At 72.8% G+C, this 14,067-nt stretch carries 14 protein-coding genes; 6 read left to right on the top strand and 8 right to left on the bottom strand.

The window, feature by feature from the left end; genetic code table 11:
* Positions 1 to 431 (bottom strand): NTP transferase domain-containing protein (locus ABD211_RS27560; protein ID WP_344138149.1); only part of this gene is annotated, 431 nt, incomplete at its 3' end.
* Between the two features lie 230 nt (positions 432 to 661).
* Here ABD211_RS27560 and ABD211_RS27555 point away from each other — a divergent pair.
* The 6 genes from ABD211_RS27555 to ABD211_RS27530 all read left to right on the top strand — a co-directional run bounded on the left by ABD211_RS27555 (position 662) and on the right by ABD211_RS27530 (position 7,840).
* Positions 662 to 1,372: a lysophospholipid acyltransferase family protein gene (locus tag ABD211_RS27555; protein WP_344138147.1), complete on the top strand. Its 711-nt coding sequence runs from the start codon at positions 662 to 664 to the stop codon at positions 1,370 to 1,372.
* Positions 1,373 to 1,553: 181 nt separating this feature from the next.
* Positions 1,554 to 2,582 carry an NAD(P)H-dependent glycerol-3-phosphate dehydrogenase gene (locus ABD211_RS27550; RefSeq protein ID WP_344138144.1) on the top strand — a complete coding sequence of 343 codons (1,029 nt, stop codon included), beginning with the start codon at positions 1,554 to 1,556 and terminating at the stop codon, positions 2,580 to 2,582.
* A 5-nt stretch (positions 2,583 to 2,587) separates the two neighbouring features.
* Positions 2,588 to 3,700 (top strand): cystathionine gamma-lyase, encoded by a 1,113-nt coding sequence (locus ABD211_RS27545; protein WP_344138141.1) that lies wholly within the window; start codon positions 2,588 to 2,590, stop codon positions 3,698 to 3,700.
* 75 nt (positions 3,701 to 3,775) lie between these two features.
* Positions 3,776 to 4,876, top strand: coding sequence for a D-alanine--D-alanine ligase family protein (locus ABD211_RS27540; RefSeq protein ID WP_344138138.1), 1,101 nt, complete (start codon positions 3,776 to 3,778; stop codon positions 4,874 to 4,876).
* 89 nt (positions 4,877 to 4,965) lie between these two features.
* A complete protein-coding gene (locus ABD211_RS27535; RefSeq protein ID WP_344138135.1) occupies positions 4,966 to 5,760 on the top strand; it encodes a DUF4352 domain-containing protein in 795 nt (264 codons plus the stop codon).
* A 100-nt stretch (positions 5,761 to 5,860) separates the two neighbouring features.
* Complete coding sequence (locus ABD211_RS27530) at positions 5,861 to 7,840, top strand: acyl-CoA dehydrogenase family protein (RefSeq protein ID WP_344138132.1); 1,980 nt, start codon at positions 5,861 to 5,863, stop codon at positions 7,838 to 7,840.
* Here ABD211_RS27530 and ABD211_RS27525 read toward each other — a convergent pair.
* The 7 genes from ABD211_RS27525 to ABD211_RS27495 form a co-directional block, all read right to left on the bottom strand.
* On the bottom strand, positions 7,821 to 8,429 hold the full coding sequence (locus ABD211_RS27525) for a hypothetical protein (protein WP_344138128.1): 609 nt from the start codon (positions 8,427 to 8,429) through the stop codon (positions 7,821 to 7,823). The genes ABD211_RS27530 and ABD211_RS27525 overlap by 20 nt on opposite strands.
* Positions 8,430 to 8,482: 53 nt before the next feature.
* Entirely contained in the window at positions 8,483 to 9,388 is a 906-nt protein-coding gene (locus tag ABD211_RS27520; RefSeq protein ID WP_344138125.1) for a CPBP family glutamic-type intramembrane protease, read from the bottom strand.
* On the bottom strand, positions 9,385 to 9,930 hold the full coding sequence (locus tag ABD211_RS27515) for a PadR family transcriptional regulator (protein ID WP_344138122.1): 546 nt from the start codon (positions 9,928 to 9,930) through the stop codon (positions 9,385 to 9,387). Before ABD211_RS27515 ends, ABD211_RS27520 begins: the two co-directional genes overlap by 4 nt.
* Positions 9,931 to 10,014: 84 nt before the next feature.
* Positions 10,015 to 12,114, bottom strand: a complete 2,100-nt coding sequence (locus tag ABD211_RS27510; RefSeq protein WP_344138119.1) for a hypothetical protein — start codon at positions 12,112 to 12,114, stop codon at positions 10,015 to 10,017.
* Between the two features lie 90 nt (positions 12,115 to 12,204).
* Positions 12,205 to 12,534 carry an ArsR/SmtB family transcription factor gene (locus ABD211_RS27505; RefSeq protein ID WP_344138116.1) on the bottom strand — a complete coding sequence of 110 codons (330 nt, stop codon included), beginning with the start codon at positions 12,532 to 12,534 and terminating at the stop codon, positions 12,205 to 12,207.
* A gap of 22 nt (positions 12,535 to 12,556) precedes the next feature.
* Positions 12,557 to 13,432: a metal ABC transporter permease gene (locus ABD211_RS27500; protein WP_344138113.1), complete on the bottom strand. Its 876-nt coding sequence runs from the start codon at positions 13,430 to 13,432 to the stop codon at positions 12,557 to 12,559.
* A 217-nt stretch (positions 13,433 to 13,649) separates the two neighbouring features.
* A partial coding sequence (locus tag ABD211_RS27495; RefSeq protein ID WP_344138110.1) for an ATP-binding cassette domain-containing protein occupies positions 13,650 to 14,067 on the bottom strand: 418 nt, incomplete at its 5' end.

The raw sequence follows: 14,067 nt of genomic DNA, 5'->3' as shown, positions 1-14,067 counted from the left end.
GAGCCCGGCACGACCGCTCCCGACCGGGCGGTGGCCAGGCCGGTCGCGGCGCGCAGCGCGGCCGCGAGATCCTCAGGGCACAGGGCGGGCAGGTCGGCGGCGATGGCCGCGACGCCGGGGGTGTCGGAGCCGTGCAACCGGGCCCGCATGGTCGTCGCGCCGTACGCGAGGGCCTGGTTGAGGCCAGCGTCGGGGGCGTCAGGGAGGACGACGGCGCCCAGCGCCGCCGTGGCCGCCTGCGCGGCGGGGTCGTTCGTGACCACCACGACCCGGCCGACGGCGGGGCAGCGCAGGGTCGCCAGCACCGTGTCCCGGGCGAGCGCCAGCACCAGCTGCTCGTGGGGCACGTCCGGGACGGCGCCGCGCAGCCGCGTCTTCGCCGCGAGGAGCCGCTTGACCGGCACCAGCAGAGTCCAGCTAATACCGCTCATGCTCGGACTCCTGACCCCGGCTTGAGCTGATGATGCGCTCGCTCATACCGTCGCCTCCGCTTCGCTACGGCGCCGCCATGAGTCATAACTGAGCTGATGATTCGCTCGCGGCGCTCGCTCATCGGACCATCCTTGCCTGAGGTGCCGGCTGGACGGTGCTCGCCCCCTCCGGTGCCGCGGAGGAGGTCGGACAAGGCATGATGACCAACGTCAGGCGAAGGAGGAACAGGGTGGCCAAACGACGGATCGGGTTCTGGCGGCGATTCGCGGTCTCGATCGTCAAGCCGCCGATGATCGGGTTGACCGAGCGGGACTGGCGGGGCATGGAGCACATCCCGTCCACCGGCCCGTTGATCCTGGTCGCCAACCACATCAGTCACGCCGATCCCTTTGTTCTGGCCCACTACGTCTACGATGCCGGCCGGTGGCCGGGCTTTCTCGCGAAGGAGAGCGTGTTCCGCCTACCGGTGGCAGGCTCGATCCTGCACAAGGTCGGACAGATTCCGGTATTCCGGGGCACCGTCGACGCCGCGAAGGCCCTCGACGCGGCCGTGGGCGCCCTGCGGGCCGGCGAGGCCGTGCTGATCTACCCCGAGGGCACCATCACCAAGGAGCCGGACCTGTGGCCCATGCGCGGCAAGACCGGCGTGGCCCGCTTGTGGCTCACCACCGGGGTGCCCGTGGTGCCCATCGCGATGTGGGGTCCCGAGGAGATTTTCGATCCCCGGACCAAGAAGCTGCGGGTGCTTCCGCGCCGGGCGGTGACGGTCGTGGCCGGCCCGCCGATCGACCTGTCGCGCTGGACGGGGGCGGCCCCCACCAGCGCCAACCTCCACGAGATCACCGACCACGTGATGGGGGTGCTGCGGGACATGGTCGCCGAGATCCGCGGCGGCGAGGCACCGCCGCTCTGGTCACCCGCCGTGGGACGTGATTCATGAGCGAGCGCCGGCGAGCGGNGTGACGGCATGAGCGAGCGCCGGCGAGCGAATCATCAGCTCAGGTTTAACTCATGGCGGCACCGGAGCGCAGCGGAGGTGACGGCATGAGCGAGCGCCGGCGAGCGAATCATCAGCTCAGGTTTAACTCATGGCGGCACCGGAGCGCAGCGGAGGTGACGGCATGAGTACGCGCAAAAAAATCGCCGCCTACAAGCGGGTGGCGGTGCTCGGGGCGGGGTCGTGGGGAACGGCGTTCGCCAAGGTGCTCGGCGACGCGGGCGCCGAGGTGATGATCTGGGCCCGCCGGCCCGAGGTCGCCGACGCCATCCGTACCAAGCACGCCAACCCGGAGTACCTGCCGGGCGTGGTGCTGCCGGACCGGGTCGGCGCGACCACCGACGCCGCGACCGCCTTCGCCGGGGCCGACCTGCTCGTCTTCGCGGTGCCGTCGCAGACCCTGCGGGAGAACCTGAGCGGCTGGGCGTCCGCCGGGCTGATCGGCACGCAGACCACGCTGGTCAGCCTCATGAAGGGCATCGAGCTCGGCACGGGCCGGCGGATGAGCGAGGTCATCGTCGAGGTGACCGGCGTGGAGCCGGACCGGGTCGCCGTCGTGACCGGCCCGAACCTGGCACCGGAGATCGCGCTGGGCCAGCCCACCGCGTGCGTGGTCGCCTGCGACGACGAGGAGCGCGCGGCCGCGGTCCAGTCAACGATCTTCACGCCGTACTTCCGGCCGTACACGAACGACGACCTACTCGGGTGTGAGCTGGGCGGGGCGGTGAAGAACGTCATCGCCCTGGCCTGCGGCATGGCCGTCGGCATGGGGCTGGGCGACAACACCAAGGCGGCGCTGATCACCCGCGGGCTGGCCGAGACCGCCCGGCTCGGCGTGCGCCTCGGCGCCGACCCGCTCACCTTCGCCGGCCTGGCCGGCCTGGGCGACCTGGTCGGCACCTGCATGTCCCCGCTGTCGCGCAACCGCACCTTCGGCGTCCACCTCGGTCGGGGGGAGAGCCTGGAGGAGGCGCAGATCGCCACCCGCCAGACGGTCGAGGGTGTGAAGAGCTGCCTGGCCATCCGGGACCTGGCGCGCGGCCACGGCGTCGAGATGCCCATCACCGAGCAGGTGGAGCTGGTCTGCCACGAGGGCCTCGCGCCGAGCGTCGCCGTGGCCGCCCTGATGACCCGCGAGCCCAAACCGGAGTGACGTCCATGTCCCAGCCGCCCCTCGGCGACTCCACCCGCGTTCTGCACGCCGGCCTGCCCCCGCTGGTGCCCGGGCAGCCGTTCCTGCCGGGGCCGGTCTTCGCGGCGCCCTTCGTGCTCGACCCGGTCACCGGGGGAGAGGGCATCGACTGGTACGGCCGACCGCACAACGCCAGCCGCCGGCACCTGGAGACGGCGATCGGCGAGCTGGAGGGCGGGGACTGCCTGGCCTTCACCACGGGCATGGCGGCCATCGGCGCCACGCTGCTGAGCCTGCTGCACCCCGGCGACACGGTCGTGCTGCCGGCCGACGGGTACTTCACGACCCGCGCGTTCGCCCGCGCCGAACTCGCGCCCCGGGGCATCGAGGTCCTCACGGCGCCGACGGCCGGCCCGTACCCACAGTTCGAGGGGGTGCGGCTGGTGCTCGTGGAGACGCCGGCCAACCCCGGCCTGGACGTGTGCGACCTGGCCGAGCTGGCGGCCGCCGCGCACGCGGCCGGCGCGCTGTTCGCGGTGGACAACACCACCGCGACGCCGCTGGGGCAGCGGCCGCTGGAGCTGGGCGCCGACCTCGTCGTGGCGTCCGGCACGAAGGCCCTGACCGGCCACTCGGACCTGCTGCTCGGCTACATCGCCACCCGCGACGGGGACCTGCTCGCCCGGCTGCGGTCGTGGCGCGACTCCACCGGCGGGTCGCCGTCGCCGTTCGACTCGTGGCTCGCCCACCGGTCGTTGGCCACGTTGGACCTGCGGCTGGCGCGGCAGACCGCGAACGCGGCGGCCGTGGCCGACGTGCTCGCCGCGCACCCGGCGGTGGACCGGGTGCGCTGGCCGGGCCGGCCCGACGACCCGGCGTACGCCGTGGCGTCGCGGCAGATGGCCCGGGTGCCCGGGGTGGTGACGTTCGACCTGCGCGGCGAGGCCGAGGTGGCCCGGTTCCTGACGGCGACCGCGCTGGTCATCCCCGCCACGTCGTTCGGCGGCCTGCACACGACGGCCGACCGGCGCGCGCAGTGGGGCGACGACGCCCCGCCCGGGCTCGTCCGGCTGTCCTGCGGCGTCGAGGACACGGCCGATCTGGTGGCCGACATCACCCGCGCTCTTGACGCTGTGTAATCGTGCATTTTGCGCTGCGTAGCCGGCTTGCGCCCGGCCTGCCGGCCTGGTGGAGGCCAGGTAGGGTCACGGGCTGTGAGTACTCCTCGGCGGACCCGCGTCGCTGTCGTTTTCGGCGGCCGAAGCACTGAGCATGCGATCTCCTGCGTCAGCGCGGGCAGCATCCTCGGCGCCCTCGACCCCGACGAGTTCGAGGTGGTGCCGGTCGGCATCACCCGCGAGGGCCGCTGGGTGCTTACCAGCGGCGACAAGTCGACGCTGGCCATCCATGGTCGGCGCCTGCCGGAGATCACGGCCGAGTCCGGCACCGCCGTGGCGCTGCCGGGCGACCCCACGTCGGGCGGCCTGGTCGTCCTGGACGCGGTCGACGGCCCGCGCGCCCTCGGCGACGTGGACGTGGTGTTCCCGGCCCTGCACGGGGCGTTCGGCGAGGACGGCACGATCCAGGGCCTGCTGGAGATGGCCGGCGTGCCGTACGTCGGGGCGAACGTGTTCGCCAGCGCGGCCGCCATGGACAAGGAGTTCACCAAGAAGCTCGCGGCCGCCGAGGGCATCCCCGTCGGGCCGTACGCGGTGCTGCGGGCGGGGCAGTCGCTCAGCGGGGCCGACAAGGAGCGCCTCGGCCTGCCGGTGTTCGTGAAGCCCTCGCGCGCCGGGTCGTCGTTCGGCATCACCAAGGTGTCCTCGTGGGACGACCTGGACGCCGCCATCGCCACCGCCCGCGCCATCGACCCCAAGGTCCTCGTGGAGGCCGCGATCGTGGGCAGGGAGATCGAGTGCGGCGTGCTGGAGGGCGAGGCCGGCGGCCCGCCGGAGGCCAGCGTGCTCGCCGAGATCCGGGTGGTCGACCAGGCGCACGAGTTCTACGACTTCGAGGCCAAGTACCTCGACGGCGCCGAGTCCGAGATCCCGGCCGTCCTGCCGGAGGCGGTCACCCGCCAGGTGCAGGAGTACGCCTGCCGTACGTTCACCGCGCTGGACTGCGCGGGCCTGGGGCGGGTGGACTTCTTCGTCACCGGGGACAACACGGTCTATCTCAACGAGATCAACACGATGCCCGGCTTCACGTCGACCTCGATGTTCCCCCAGATGTGGGCGGCCAGCGGCCTGGAGTACCCCAAGCTGGTCAACCGCCTCGTCCGCACCGCCCTGCGCCGGGGCACCGGCCTGCACTGACGTCCTCCGCGCGGCGCACCGGACATATGCCCTGAACAGGGCGTATACGGGTTAAACTGCGGTCCGACTTCGGGAGACGGGGGTGTCCCATGAGCCGGTCCACCATCAGTGCGGTCATCGCCGCGGCCGTCGCCATCGGCGGCGTGGCGACGGCGGCGGTTGTCCATGTCGGCGCGCCGGTCGCCGGCGCCGTCGGGAGTGCGGCCGTGCCCGTGCTGCCGCCGGTCAAACCGGCGGAGCCGCCCGTGCCGGCGGGACGACCCGCGCCGGCTGTCGGTATCCCGCTCGCCGTCGGCCTCGCCCTCGTGGACGGGGCCGCCACCATCGGCCTGGCGGGCGAACGGACCGCGCCGCGCGCCGACCGCGCGGCGCGACCTGAGGGCGCGACCGCCGCGGGGACGCTCGTCGAGGAGCTGCCGGTGCCACGGATGGAGCCGACCCCGACCCCGAGCGCGGCTCCGAGCCCGTCGCCGGACACTCCGGGCACGCCCGGACCGGCCATCGACCGCAACTTCTCGGTCACGCTGCGCTCGGCGACCTGCGGCCGCACCGATCTGGCGCCGTCGGCGCCGAACATGCACCCGCGCCGCGGGCAGTACTGCCTGGTCCAGTTGCGGTTCACCAACGTCGCCCGGTACACCGTGTGGTTCTCGCTGTCGGCCTGGCTGCAGCGGGCGTTCACGTCGGACGGGGCGCGCCACTGGGGCGACCTGCGGGCGAGCGAGGCGGCGACGGACCGCGGCAACCCGTACTTCCAGCGGGTGCGGCCGGGCGAGACCACCGACGGGACCGTGGTCTTCGACCTGCCGCGCGGGCTGCGCATCGACCGGCTGCACGTGCGCGAGTCGCTGCTGTCGTCGGGGGTCGACGTCCGGGTGCCGTGAGTACGGAAGGTCGTCGGAAGACTACCCATGGGTAGTACTCCCGGGTAACGTAGAGCGCACGGACTTCAGCGGCGCCCGTACCCGACGAGGGGTGGCCCCCATGACGACGACCGATGACCGGCCCTCTGCCGTCACCACCGATCTGCCTACCCAACCCGCCACCGCGACGCGCGTTGACGAGCGGCAGGCCCGCCAGGTCGCGGAGGCGGCCCGCGAGACGGGTTGGACGAAACCCAGCTTCGGCAAGGAGCTGTTCCTCGGCCGGCTGCGGCTGCCGCTCATCGCGCCCCTGCCGGCGCCCGACCCCGAACAGACGGCCCGCGGCGTGCCGTTCCTCGCCGCGGTCGGGGAGTACGTGCGCGACCATGTCGACGGCGCGGCCATCGAGCGCGACGACCGCATCCCCGACGAGGTGCTGCTCGGCATGGCCGACCTCGGCGCCTTCGGCATGAAGATCGACGTCGGGCACGGCGGGCTCGGGCTGTCCAACCTGGACTACTGCCGCGCGCTCATGATGATCGGCTCGGCCAGCCCGTCGCTGGCCGCGCTGCTCTCGGCGCACCAGTCGATCGGCGTGCCACAACCGCTGAAACTGTTCGGCACCAAGGAGCAGAAGGCCCGCTACCTGCCGCGGCTGGCGGCCGGGGAGATCTCGGCCTTCCTGCTCACCGAGCCGGACGTGGGCTCCGACCCCGCCCGCCTGCACACCACGGCCGTGCCCACCGAGGACGGCGAGGCGTACCTGCTCAACGGCGTCAAGCTGTGGGCCACCAACGGCAGCATCGCCGACCTGCTCGTGGTGATGGCCGCCGTGCCTCCGCACGACGACAGGAAAGGCGGCATTACCGCGTTCGTGGTCGAGGCCGACTCGCCCGGCATCACGGTGGAGCGTCGCAACGCCTTCCTTGGCCTGCGCGGCCTGGAGAACAGTGTCACCCGCTTCCACGACGTACGGGTACCGGTCGAGAACGTGATCGGCGCCGAGGGCAAGGGCCTCAAGATCGCGCTGACGACGCTCAACACCGGCCGGCTCTCGCTGCCCGCGATGTGCGTGGGCGCCAGCAAGTGGTCGCTCAACGTGGCCCGGCAGTGGGCGGCCGCCCGCGTCCAGTGGGGCCGGCCCGTCGGCCAGCACGAGGCGATCGCCGGCAAGATCGCCTTCATCGCCGCCACCACGTACGGCATGGAGTCCATGCTCGAGCTGTGCTGCCGCCTCGCCGACGAGAACAACCACGATATCCGCATCGAGGCGGCCCTGGTCAAGCTCTACGCCAGCGAGCTGGCCTGGCAGGTGGCCGACGAGCTGATCCAGATCCGGGGCGGCCGGGGCTACGAGTCGGCGGCGTCGCTGGCCGCGCGCGGCGAGCGGGCCATCGCGGCCGAGCAGCTGCTGCGCGACCTGCGGATCAACCGGATCTTCGAGGGCTCCACCGAGATCATGCACCTGCTGATCGCCCGGGAGGCCGTCGACCAGCACCTCGCGGTGGCCGGCGACATCATCGACCCCGGCGCCGAGCTGGGCCGCAAGGCGCGCGCCGGCCTGCGGGCGGGCGGCTTCTACGCCCGCTGGCTGCCCACCCTCACCCTGGGCCGGGGCCAGGCCCCCGCCGCCTACGGCGGGTACGGCCAGCTCGCGGCGCACCTGCGCTACGTGGAGCGGGCCTCGCGCAAGCTGGCCCGCAGCACCTTCTACGGCATGGCCCGTTGGCAGGGCAGGATGGAGCGCCGCCAGCGCTTCCTCGGCCGGGTCGTCGACATCGGCGCCGAGCTGTTCGCCATCGCGGCGACGTGCGTGCGCGCCCACGCCGAGCGCGGCACGCACCCTGGGAACCTCGAGCTGGCCGACGTGTTCTGCCGGCAGGCCCGGCTGCGGGCCGAGGAGCTTTTCGCGGCCTTGTGGCGCAACACCGACCGGCGCGACGCGGCGCTCGCGAAACGCATTCTCGCCGGGGAGTACGCGCACGTCGAGGCGGGCATCCTGACCCCGCCGGACGAGGGTGCCTGGGTGGCGGAGGCGGCGCCCGGGCCCGCCACCGTCCCGGACGTGCGCCGCCGCCTGGTCAGAGATCGCGGTCGCTGAGCCCCATCGCCGCCAGCTCCATCGCGGCCAGGGCGCGCACGACCTCCGGATCGCCGTCGCGCCACGCCTTGGCCGCGTTGGGGTTGCACGCCACGAGCTTGCGCAGCGGCCGGCGGGCCAGGGCGCGCAGCGCCAGCATGTCCACGCCCGCCGGCTCGTCGCGCAGCGCGGCGGCCGCCGTGGCGCGGCGCACCCAGCGCACGCGCCAGGGCAGCCAGCCGAGCACGACGAGGGCGAGCGGCACGATGACGACCAGCAGGCCCGCCGCGTACGCGATCTTCTCGACGGCCACCTGCAGCTGCTGACCGGCGTCGGCGAGGCTCTGCGCCGCCTCGGCCGCCTTGGTGAACGGGCTGGACAGCGAGCTGCCGACCAGCGGCACGTTGGCGGCCTTGCTCCCGGCGTCCGACAGGTTGCCGGCCAGCCCTTCGCCCGCGGCCTGCGCCCGTTCGCCGGGCCCGGCCAGGTCCATGATGAGGTCGTGCAGCTGGAAGGACGCCCAGATCCAGAAGGCTATCCACGCCACGACGCAGACGTCGGTGAACAGCTGGCCGGTGCGGACCCGGGGAGTCTCGGCATAGAGCTTCACGGCAGTCATCCTGCCCGCTGCGGCCGACCGCCACGCGCTCCGGATCGGGATCCTTACCGTACGGCGACCGGTGTGGGCTCCGGCGCCGCCGCGACCGGCGCCGACGCCGCCCGCCGGGTCAGCCACACCGCGACCGCCCCGAACAGCGCCGCGACGATCAGGGAGCTGGGCACCGGCGAGAAGTACGCGTCGCCGTGGCCGGGGAAGGTCAGGTGGCCGTTGGCGAGCAGCGGGGTGGCGACCGCGTTGCACATGCTGTGCAGCAGCACGCCCGGCCAGATGGAGCCGGTCCGGACGCGCAGCTCGCCGTAGACCACGGCGGTCGCCGTGACGCCGACGAAGAACATGACCAGGTACACCGGCCAGGACAGCGACGTGATCAGCGCCATGTCGGCGGCGGTCGTCCACACCAGATACAGCGGCAGGTGCCACGCCGCCCAGATCACGCCGACGAGCAGGTGCGGCGTGACCCGGCCGGGCAGGCCCAGCGCGACCGCCGTGCGGGTCCCGTACCCGCGGAAGATGAGTTCCTCGATGAGGTTCTTGACGAGCTGGATCGCGAAGATGGCGCCGAACGCCGCGACCAGGGACGGCTTGCCGGCGGCGGGGGTCCACGTCAGCGCCGCCTGCCCGGCGAGCAGGCCCGCGCCGACGGCGAGGACGGTCATCGCCGGGTAGAGGACCGCGGCGCCGGCGAACCACCGGGTGCGGTGCGGGAAGCGCAGGGTGAAGCCGAGGGGCCCGGCCCCGTCGCGGGACGCGAAGTAGAGCACGAGGGCCACGATCGCCGGGCCGAGGATGAAGATGGCCTGCCCGGTCGTGCCGCTGCTCTCGCTGAGGGCGACGCTGCCGTCGAGGGAGACCCCGTTGGCGCGGTCGAGGGCGACGCCGAGCCAGCCGGCCCCCACGGCGGCTGCGGCGAAGATGGCGAAGTTGATCCGGGTTCTGCGTCGGGTCATGGGGTCGGGTCTCCTTCGAGGGTGGTGAGGCACTCATCGGCCCAGGCGACGCCGGCCCGGCACTGATGGATGCCGGCGAGCAGGGTGAGGCGCATGTAGGGCCAGTCGGGGGTGTGTCCCTCGGTGGCGGTGAGCTGGGCGAGCATCCCCTCGTACTCGCCCAGTTGGGCGCGGGCCCGGTCGCGGGCGTCGCGCAGCAGCTCCAGGCAGCGGTCGCGGCCCAGGACGCGGCCGAAGAACAGGCGCAGCAGCAGGCCGTTGCGCGGCTGCGCCTCCTGGACCGGCTCGGCGAGCAGGTCGCGCAGCCGGGCCAGGCCAGACGGGGTGAGCGCGTAGACCGACGAGCGGGCGCGCGGGCCGCCCTCGCGGCGCACGTGCCCGGCCTCCTCCAGCGCGTTCAGGGTGGGGTAGATCTGGCCGAAGCTCTCGCTCCAGAAGTGACCCAGCACGTCGCGGATCGCCTCGCGCAGGGCGTAGGCCGTCATCGGCTCGATGCTCAGGCCACCGAGGACCGCCATCTCCGTCTGGCTCGACCGTGCCATGCCGCCTCCTTATATATCTGCTAGATATTCCTAACAGATATATAAGCGAGCGGCAAGCCGCACCGGTCCACAGCGGAGGGTCGATCAGCCGCGCCAGAACAGGGTCAGCGTGTCGGGACTGCGCGGCGAGGTCGTGCGGAACACGATCGGCTCCGTCTGGCCCTTGGCGGCCACGAGTCGGAGCTGGATCCGTCCCTTGGCGTCGGTGACGCCCTCCCACGTGCCGGCGCGCATTTTCTTGCCGTTGACGGTGACCTCGCCGTTGATGAGCTCGTCGCTGGACAGCCACGTCGCCGTCATCGTGACCGGCACGCCGGCGCGCGCCAGGTCGCGATCCTGGTAGTCCATGAGCTGCAGGTACATGTCGTACGGCTCGCCCGGCTTCAGCGGCGCCGTCAGCACGGGTCCGACGATCGAGATGCGCTTGGGGGTTGAGCGCGCGTTCAGCGGCACGCTGGACAGCGTCATCGGCTCGGCGGTGATCGCGCGCAGGTACAGCCGCACCGGCGGGTTCGGCGCGTCCACCCCGGTGTTCGGGGTGACGAGCTGATACTGGGCCGTCTGGCCCGGCGCGAGCTCCACGGGACCGGCGATGGCCGTCCAGAACCGGCCGATCGTGTCGCGACCTTCGGTGACGGCGAACTTCGGCACGAGGGTGTCCGACGAGCGGTTCGTGACCGTGGCGTCGACGCGCCAGATGTCACCGATCGGGTTGACGTGCAGGTCCTCGACGGTGATCTTCAACGGGACCGGCGATACGAGCGCGACCCCGACGGCCGCGAGCGCCATCACGGGCAGCAGGGCCGCCGCCGCCAACCGGGTCACCGGGCGCTCGCCCAGCCGGGGCAGGGGCAGCCGGAGCTGGTGGGCCTGGGCGAGCCACCGGCGGTGCGTCCACGTGGCCACGCCGAGCACCCACAGCGGCGCCATGAGGATGTAGTAGCTGTCCTGCGAGCGCACCGCGAAGAAGAACGCGAGCCACGGCAGGATCGTGGCGGCCGGCCCGAGCTGGCGGATGTAGAGCGCGAAGACGATCAGCAGGCCCAGCAGCATGAGCAGCGCGGCAGTGCCCAGCGCGCCGAGCGACCCGCTCCCGTACGAGTAGAAGTTGATGAGTCCGACGATGCCCTGCCCATGGGGCATCGACTTCTGGGTCAGCGGCTCGGTGATGCCGGCGAGCCAGGCGCCGGGATCCTGGGCGATGAACCAGGCGTTGGCGACCAGGAACGTCGCCAGGGTGGTGCCTACGTAGCGCAGGGTCAGCAGGGTGGAACCGCGACCGCCCAGGTGCCCCCAGCGCACCAGCCAGATCCCGACGACGAGGAACGGTGCCACGAACCACGCCAGTTGGTGTGTGGCGATGCCGAGGCCCAGGCACACCGCCGACAGCAGGCCGCGCCAGCGCAGCCGGCCGGTGGACCCGAGGGTCGGCCAGGCCGCGACCGCGACCACCATGAACGGCAGCGCCATGAGGCCCGGGTACCCCGACGAGGCGTAGTCCTCGATGCGGGGGAACAGCAGGCACGTCAGCGCCGCTGCCGGCCGCATCGGGGTCGGCAGCAGGAAGAACAGCAGCAACGCGGCGGCGACCACGCCCAGGTGCGCCGCGATGGTCGGCCCCGCCATGCCCCGGATGAACGGCAGGAGCGCCGCCGTGAAGACGGCGCCGAGCGGCGGGTACCCGTAGTCGGTGGTCATCGTGCCCTCGGCGGTGCTGGTGCCGCCCTGGTACGAGCCGCTCGAGTAGAGCGCGTAGGCGTCCGGGTGGGGCACGCCGTAGAGATGCTCGCCGTCGTGCAGGGCCTGGGCTCCCGCCTGCACGAGCATGCCCACGTCGGTCGCCAACGACGGCCGGCCGGCGACCAGGGCCAGCCGGGCCGCCGTCACGAGTTCACCCAGCGCGACCAGGAAGATCCCGGCGTCGACGACGAGCATCGCGCGCGTCGTCCGCACGGTGGCGGCCAGGATGGCGAGCGCGACGGCCGACCCGCATGTGGCGATCATGAGGATGCCGAAGGCGGGGCGCTCCTCGATGGCCGCTCCCCACAGGCCGCGCATCGTGTTCAGCAGGAACATCGCCGCGATGACGGCAAGGCAGCGGTGCAGCATCCCGGGGTTGATCCCGCGTCGGGGGGCCCCGACGGTGGCCCCGACAACCCCGGCCTTTTCCTGCGCGACGAGCATCGGTAGCCATCCCCCGGCGGTGAACTCAACGGTGAACAGGTTGCACGGTGCAGACTAGGCGACCCGGAACCGGACGCGAGGGCCGGATAGTCAGATAACCGGACGCGCGGGTGGCTTCGTGGGGTGTGACAGGTCGTTCTCGCCCGCGTGCGAGACCGCGTCGGCGACGATCCGACCGATGTGCTCGTCCGTGAGGGAGTACGCGATCTCGCGGCCGCGCCGCTGTCCGCGCACCACGGCGGCGCCGCGCAGGACCCGCAGGTGCTGGGAGACCAGGGGCTGCGCGACGCCGAGCGCGTCGACGAGTTCGTGCACGCAGCGCGGCCCGGCGCTCAGCTCGGTGACGATCGCGATGCGCAGCGGGGCCGCCAACGCCCGCAACAGTTCGCCCGCCGCCTCGTACGCCTCTGGTGTGGTCATCGCCACCACCGTAACCGGGCGTTCAGCGGTCGGCCGCGTCGAGGACGACCTCGGTCGGTTCCGGCCCGTCCGCGACCGGTCCGCCGCCCCGCAGCGCCTTACCGATCGCCGCGGCCAGGACCACGCCGATGAACAGGGCGATCGCCACGAGGACGATCGTGGCGCCGGGCGAGGTGTCGGTCCCGGCGGACAGCCACACGCCCCCACCGGCGGCGGCCAGCCCGATCGCCATCGCCGCGTACATGGTGGCCCGGAAGCCGCGCGTGACCTGCTGGGCCGTCGCCACCGGCACCACCATCAGGGCGCTGACCAGCAGCAATCCCACCGCCCGCATGGCGACCGTCACGGTGACCGCGGTGCCCATGGCGAGCACCAGGTTGAGCGCCCGCACCGGCAGGCCGCTCACCCGGGCGTACTCCTCGTCGTGGCACACCGCGAACAGCCAGGGCCGCATGAACAGCGTCACCGCCAGGACCCCGACCGACAGGACCGCGATGGCGATGAGGTCCGAGCGGGAGGTCGACAGCAGCGACCCGAACAGGTACGACATGAGGTTCGCGCTGCCCGATTCGTCGGACAGCTCGACCAGCACCACGCCGCCGGCCAGGCCGCCGTAGAACAGCAGCGCCAGGGCCACGTCGCCGGAGGCCCGGCCGCGCTCGCGGACCAGTTCGACGGCCGCCGCCCCGAGCGCGGCCACGATCACGGCCGTCACCACGGGCGAGGTCTGCAGCAGCAGGCCCAGGCCCACGCCCGTGAGCGCGACGTGGCCGATCCCGTCCCCGATCAGCGACAACCGCCGCTGCACGAGGTAGATCCCCAGCGTCGGCGCGGTCACCCCGACGATCAGGGCCCCCACGAGCGCACGCTGCATGAACTCGTACTCAAAGAGATTCATACCGTCACCTCCGCTTCGCTCCGGTGCCGGCATTGAATTCTGTGCTGATGGTTCGCTCGCTGCGCTCGCTCATCCCGTCACCTCCGCTGCGCTCCGGCGTCGGGATGTTTCACCTGTGCTGATGGTTCGCTCGCTGCGCTCGCTCATCCCGTCACCTCCGCTGCGCTCCGGCGTCGGGATGTTTCACCTGTGCTGATGGTTCGCTCGCTGCGCTCGCTCACGGCGCACCCCACATGGTCTCGTGGTCGGACGGGGCGTGCGGGTGCACGTGGTCGTGGCCGGGCTCGGCGTGGTGGCCGGCGGGCCTGGGCACCGCGCCGTCGTGGACGATCGCGCCGTGGTGCACCACGACGGCCCGCGAGATGAGCGGCTCCAGCGGCCCGAGCTCGTGCGCGACGAGCAGCACCGTCCCGCGCCGCCCGACGACCTTCCCGAGCGCGCCCGCGAACGCCTCCTGGCTCGCGGCGTCGACCCCGGCCGTCGGCTCGTCGAGGATGAGCAGCTCCGGCTCGCCGGCCAGGGCCCGGGCGATGAGGGTGCGCTGCTGCTGCCCGCCGGACAGCGTGCCGACCGGGTCGTTCGCGCGGTGGGCCAGCCCGACCGCCTCCATGGCCGCGTCGACGGCGCGCCGGTCG

The organism is Luedemannella flava, from assembly GCF_039528515.1.
Taxonomy (GTDB): domain Bacteria; phylum Actinomycetota; class Actinomycetes; order Mycobacteriales; family Micromonosporaceae; genus Luedemannella; species Luedemannella flava.
The sequence above is the reverse complement of the archived record's forward strand: the minus strand, read 5'-3'. Positions and strand labels throughout refer to the sequence as shown.

Coding starts and splice junctions, on each gene's coding strand:
- ABD211_RS27550 (WP_344138144.1), top strand. CDS start 1,554: ATGAGTACGCGCAAAAAAATCGCCGCCTACAAGCGGGTGGCGGTGCTC.
- ABD211_RS27545 (WP_344138141.1), top strand. CDS start 2,588: ATGTCCCAGCCGCCCCTCGGCGACTCCACCCGCGTTCTGCACGCCGGC.
- ABD211_RS27535 (WP_344138135.1), top strand. CDS start 4,966: ATGAGCCGGTCCACCATCAGTGCGGTCATCGCCGCGGCCGTCGCCATC.
- ABD211_RS27530 (WP_344138132.1), top strand. CDS start 5,861: ATGACGACGACCGATGACCGGCCCTCTGCCGTCACCACCGATCTGCCT.
- ABD211_RS27520 (WP_344138125.1), bottom strand. CDS start 9,388: ATGACCCGACGCAGAACCCGGATCAACTTCGCCATCTTCGCCGCAGCC.
- ABD211_RS27515 (WP_344138122.1), bottom strand. CDS start 9,930: ATGGCACGGTCGAGCCAGACGGAGATGGCGGTCCTCGGTGGCCTGAGC.
- ABD211_RS27510 (WP_344138119.1), bottom strand. CDS start 12,114: ATGCTCGTCGCGCAGGAAAAGGCCGGGGTTGTCGGGGCCACCGTCGGG.
- ABD211_RS27505 (WP_344138116.1), bottom strand. CDS start 12,534: ATGACCACACCAGAGGCGTACGAGGCGGCGGGCGAACTGTTGCGGGCG.
- ABD211_RS27500 (WP_344138113.1), bottom strand. CDS start 13,432: ATGAATCTCTTTGAGTACGAGTTCATGCAGCGTGCGCTCGTGGGGGCC.